3 protein-coding genes and 1 pseudogene are annotated in these 5,422 nt (G+C 66.9%); all 4 read right to left on the bottom strand.

Annotation, left to right across the window (positions count from 1 at the left end):
• A pseudogene (locus H926_RS33560) lies at positions 1-1,485 on the bottom strand (PD40 domain-containing protein); the annotation flags it as partial.
• A complete protein-coding gene (locus H926_RS0117990; RefSeq protein ID WP_022677541.1) occupies positions 1,485-3,713 on the bottom strand; it encodes a TonB-dependent receptor in 2,229 nt (742 codons plus the stop codon). The pseudogene H926_RS33560 and the gene H926_RS0117990, both read right to left, overlap by 1 nt.
• A gap of 39 nt (positions 3,714-3,752) precedes the next feature.
• A complete protein-coding gene (locus H926_RS0117995) occupies positions 3,753-4,388 on the bottom strand; it encodes an FMN-binding negative transcriptional regulator (protein ID WP_028658203.1) in 636 nt (211 codons plus the stop codon).
• A gap of 75 nt (positions 4,389-4,463) precedes the next feature.
• The coding region (locus H926_RS28635; protein ID WP_022677543.1) for a PLP-dependent aminotransferase family protein at positions 4,464-5,422 on the bottom strand (959 nt) is incomplete at its 5' end.

Genomic DNA, 5,422 nt, shown 5'->3' on the forward strand with positions numbered 1-5,422 from the left:
CTGCAGCTGCTTGAGGCCGGCGCCGTGCGCGATCACGCGCGGCGTGCTGCCATCCCGCCCCAACGCGACCACGTCTACAGGCCAGGCGGGATCGAGTTCGTTGGGCGCGTGCAACCGGTCGAACTGCACGGCGCGCAGGGCCACCACGCCGCTGCCATCGCGGCTCCAGCGCGGTTCGGTCCAATAGGCGCCCTGCGGCCCCAGCGCGTGGGGCGTGCCGCCTTGGGCCGGAATGGTCCACACGCCGCCGCCCGTTTCCGCGCTCAAGCGCACGAAAGCCAGGCTCTGCCCATCGGGCGACCAGGCGGGCTGGAACGCATTGCCGGCAAACAGTGCGCGCGGGGCGCCACCGGCGCGGTCGGCGAGATAGAGCGTGCCCAGCGCGGTAAAGGCAATGGCCTTGCCATCAGGAGACAGCGCCGCGCCTTCGGCCAGATGGCTGCGCACCGTGGGGCCGTCTTCGACGCGCTGCTTCACGCGGCTTGGCGGGGCGAGCGCGAGGTCGACCGGTGCCGTGAACGGGATCGGGGTCTGCACGCCGCTGGCCAGGTCGATCCGCACGAAACCGCCGCCCTTGGCCAGGATCAGCGCGCGGCCATCGGGGGTAAAGCGATATCCGGGGGTGAGGTCGTAGTAATAGCCGCCTTCCTGCCCATCGTGGTCGATCGGCCAGGCAATCCAGCGGTCTTCGCCCGTGGCCAGGTTGCGCAGGCGCAGGCCGGTCTCGCTGGTGGCGGGCGTGGTGCCATCGCGCCGCGCGGCATAGGCCAGCAACCGGCCATCGGGCGAAAGCACCGGCCGCATGCCGCCCGGCACCACGGTTTCCACCGCGCTTGTAGCCAGATCCTGCCGCACGATGGACCAGATGGGCGGGTCCTTCTCGGTCCAGGTGTGGCCGCGCTTGGTGGCATACCACACCGCCTTGCCATCGGGCGAAGGCGCTGTTCCCAGGGCATTGATGCGCTCGTCCCAGCCTTCGTTGCCGCTGGGTTGCGCCTTGACCAGCACTTGCGCCGCGCCGCCGTCGAGCGGCACGCGCCACAGCTCGAATGCGAGGACGGCATGGACCGCGCGGCTGACATAGACGCTGCGGCCATCGGGCGCCCATGCCGGTGAGGTCATGAGCACGAGCGACGTTTCGTGCGTCAGTTGGCGTGCGCCGCTGCCATCGCTGCGCGCGACCCACAGGTTGGTCACGCCCGAGCGATCGGAAATGAACGCAATCCATTGCCCGTCGGGAGAGGGCACCGGATTGCGCTCGAACGGCGTGCCGGTGAGCACCGCTTGCGCCGTGCCGCCGCCGGCCGGCATGCGATAGATATCACCCAGGATATCGAACCACAGCCAGGCGCCGTCGGGCGAGAGCGCTGGCTGCGCCCAGGTTGCTTCGTGGGCCTGATAGGCCAGATGCCGGGGCGGCTCGGCATGAGCGGCCCCGGCGGCCAGCGCCAGTACCAGGGAAAGAACCGGCGCGCCCTGGCGCATCAGAGCGACCAGTCGGCCCGCAGGCCCAGCGTGCGTGGGCGAACGATCGAGCCGGCGGGCACCGCCTGCGACGTGAATGGCGCGTTGAGAATGCCGAACTTGTCGAATACGTTGTTGGCAAACACCATGACCCGCAGCTTTTCACCCACGGTCACGCTGGCGCGCAGATCGAAGATGTTGAAATTGCCGCGTGTCGCGGTGTTGCCAAACGCGACCGGGGCCGACGACAGGTAGCGATGCGCCACTTCGAACGAAGGCTTGAACGCCACGTCGGCAAAGTCGAACTTGAGGTTGTTGGCCACCGACCAGCGCGACGATCCGGGCAGGACCGAGCCCGAGGCATAGCCGCCGCCCACGGCAAAGGTATCGGGCAGGAACGCGGTGAGGCGCGCGTCCTGGACCGTGGCGCTGGTGCTGAAGCTGGCAAAGCGCGCCAGTTGCGCCGTGGCGGACAATTCAACGCCGCTGATATTGGCGCTGCCGGCGTTGGAGACATAGGAATAGTATGACGGCGCCGGGCCAAACAGGCGTGCCTGAATGCCTTTCCAGTCGATATTGAACACCGTCGCCTCGACATAGAGGCGGTTGTCGAGCGCGTGGAATTTCACGCCCATTTCATAGTTCTTCACCCGGTCGCTGTTGTACTTGACCGGGATAGTCGGCAGCAGGCCGGCATTGGGGTTGATCCCGCCCACGCGATAGCCTTCCGAATAGGTGGCGTAGGCCAGGAAATCCTTGGTGGGCCGCGCGGTGATCGTCACCTTGGGGGTGAAGCCGTCTTCCTTGTTGGAGACGTAACCCTTGGCGTCCGTGGGGTTGTAGCCACCCGGATAGCCGCCCAGCGCACCCGCCTGGTTGACGACGGTGGCGTTGTAGCGGTTCCAGAAATAGCGGCCGCCCACGGTGATCTCGATATCGTGGCGCGGGGCATAGGTCAGTTCGCCAAAGACGCCCACGTCCTGGTTATAGGTGTCAGACAGGTAGCCATAGAGGCGGTCGCCGGGGGTCAGCACGCTACCGGCATAGCCGCCGAACAGCGCGGGATTGGCGTCGATATAGGCCGCAGCCCCGTTCTGGAAGATCTGGTCGTAGCTATGCTTGCGCGCTTCCATATAGCTCGCGCCGATCAGGTAGCGCAGCGGCGTATTGCCCTTGGAGGCAAGGCGCACTTCCGCCGTCTTGATATTGGCATTGGCGTTGCCGGCCCAATAGGCCGCACCCGATCCCGTGGTCACGCCGGTGACGTAGTAATAGGGATAGGAAAACTGGGTGAAATTGTGCTTCTCGATGACCGAGCCGATCGCGGTCAACTCGGCGCCGCCCAGGTCCTGGTCCAGGCGCAGCGAGTTCATCCAGAAGCGCGTGCGCTGCGGCTCGGCCCGTGCGGTGTTGCGGATGTAGGGGTGATCGAGATCGAGGTAGGTCTGGTCTTCCAGGTAGGTATCCTGCCACGATGACAGATAGCTGATCTTGGTCGCGGCCGTGGGCGTAAACACCACCGAACCGCGCAGGCCGCGCGTGCGGAAATCGTTGCTGCCATTCACCCCGGTGCCGGGATTGTCGAGATAGCCCGCGTCAAAGCGCTGCAGCGCGACCAGGCGCACCGCCAGCTTGTCGGTCACCAGCGGCACGTTGATCATGGCCTTGGCGGCATAGTTCGCTTCGCCATGGCTGTTCTTGGTGGTGCCGACCAGACCCGATGCGGCGGCATCGATCTTGGTCGGATCGGCCAGGTTCACCACATAGTTGACGAGGCCGCCCAAGGTGGAGGAACCGAACAGCGTGCCCTGCGGGCCGCGCAGCACTTCCACCCGGTTGAGATCGAATGTGTCGACATCGGGGATGGCGATGGGAAAGCCCGGTTCAACCAGCGGCACTTCGTTGAGGTAATAGCCGACCGTGGTCTGGCCCTGTTCGTGATAGGTCGTCGCCGCGATCCCGCGGATCACCACCTCGGAAATGCCAGGCTGATAATCGTTGAACACCACGCCGGGCAGGCGGGCGATGTAATCGCCCAGGCTCTGCGCGTTGGCGGCGGCCAGGTCCTTGCCCGAGACGGCGCTGGCGGCGATCGGCGTCTGGTCGAGCGCCACGGCGCGCTTGGTCGCGGTGACGACGATGCTGCCGGCGCTTTCGGCCGCCGGTTCATCTGCGGCCAGGGCCGGCTGGGCAGCGAGTGCCAGCGCGGAAACGCCGGCCAGGCAGGCAAGATGCAGTGTGGTCCTCATGGTACTTCCCCTGTGCATGTCATGGATCGCCCGGTTCGGCTATCCTGCGGTTTCGTCCCTGTGTGCCGCTGCATGGGCCTGCAGGCGGTCGTCGTTGAGCCGCTGCATCCACCCGGCAAGCACCGGATCGGGATGGGCGGCGATGATTTCGCGCAGTTCGGGCAGGTCTTCCTCCTGCCCCAGCTTGAACCGCGCATCGGTGGCAGTAACCGTGGCGCGAAAGCCGATGATCCGCGCCATCAGGTGTGGCAGGCGCGCGCCGGCTTCTTCTATCTGCCAGGGCCGTGGCTGGTCCGCCTCGACATGGCTGGTCAGTCGGCGCACGGCAGGCATCGTGCCATCCTCGTCGAACGTTACGCGCACTGCGAAGGCGGCGACGGCAAAGTTCCAGGTGGGGGCCCAGTGTGGCTTGCTCACCAGCGCTGGCGAGACATAGCCCTGCGGCCCCATGACCAGCACGTGCGCGCGCGGATCGGCCTGCAAGGCGGCGACCTGCGCATTGCGGCGCGAGCAATGACCGATCAGCGCCGTCACCTGGCCGCTCTCGTCGAGTTCAGCCACCAGCGGCAAAGGCGTCGCGAAAAAGCCGGCCTCGCCATGGTTGACGAGCCATGCCAGCGGATAGTCCGCCACGAGCCGGGCCAGATCGGCAGGGGTGCCAGAAGGAAAGTCCATGGCCGCCATCTTGCCGCTTCCCTGGCCCGGTAAAAGTGCCAGATCCGCAATTTGTCGGGGGCCAATACCCCGCGCTCAACCCCGGCCCAGTGCACCCAGCACGCGCACCGCCTGCACCGTGCGTTCCGCGGCATGGCTGGCAAAGCCCAGGCGAAGGCCATGGGGGGCATTCTCGGCCAGGCGATAGGATGCCGATTGGGCAAAGGTGATGCCAGCCGCGCCTGCGCCTTCCTCGATCCGGGCAAGCGCGGCCAGATCCTGGAATTCCAGCCACATTGCCAGGCCGCCGGCCGGCAGGCGGGCGCTGACCAGATCTCCCAGTTCGTCCTGTACGGCCTGGGCCAGCGCATCCCGGCGCTGGCCATAGATGCGCGTGGCCTTGCGCGCGTGGCGGCGCACTTCGCCTTCTTCGAACAGCATGGCCACCGCATCCTCGGTCAGGCTGTTGCCCATGCCATCGCCGATCGAAACCTGGTGTGCCGCCGCCGCGATCACTGGCGTTGGCGCCACGATATAGCCCACGCGCAGCGCGGGCAGCAGCAGCTTGGACAACGAGCCCACATAGATCACCACATCGGGCGCATAGGCGGCCATGGGCAGCAGCGGTTGCGAGCCAAAGCGAAATTCGTGGTCGTAATCGTCCTCGATGATGGCAAAGCCGAACTGGCGGGCCAGCTCCACCAGGCGCAGCCGTCGCTCCGGCGCGAGCGAAACGGTGGAGGGGAACTGGTGGTGCGGGGTAAGGAAAACCGCGCAGACCTTCCGGCTGCGACAGGCGCGCTCCACCGCGTCGACGTCGATGCCCTCGTCGTCAAGCGGTACCGGCAGCACCGGCACCCCGGCCGCCTGGAACGCGGCGACGGCGGGTTCATAGGTCAGCGCCTCGGCCAGGGCGACCGCACCGGGACGGGCGAGCAGCCGTGCGGCGAGCGCGATGCCCATCTGGCTGCCCCGCGTGACGCAAACGTTTTCCGCGCCCACCACCAGCCCGCGCTCCTCGCGCAGCATGGTAGCGAGGCTCGCGCGCAGCTTGT

Origin of the sequence: Novosphingobium sp. B-7 (assembly GCF_000410615.1) — a bacterium.
In the GTDB taxonomy this organism is placed as follows: Bacteria; Pseudomonadota; Alphaproteobacteria; order Sphingomonadales; family Sphingomonadaceae; genus Novosphingobium; species Novosphingobium capsulatum.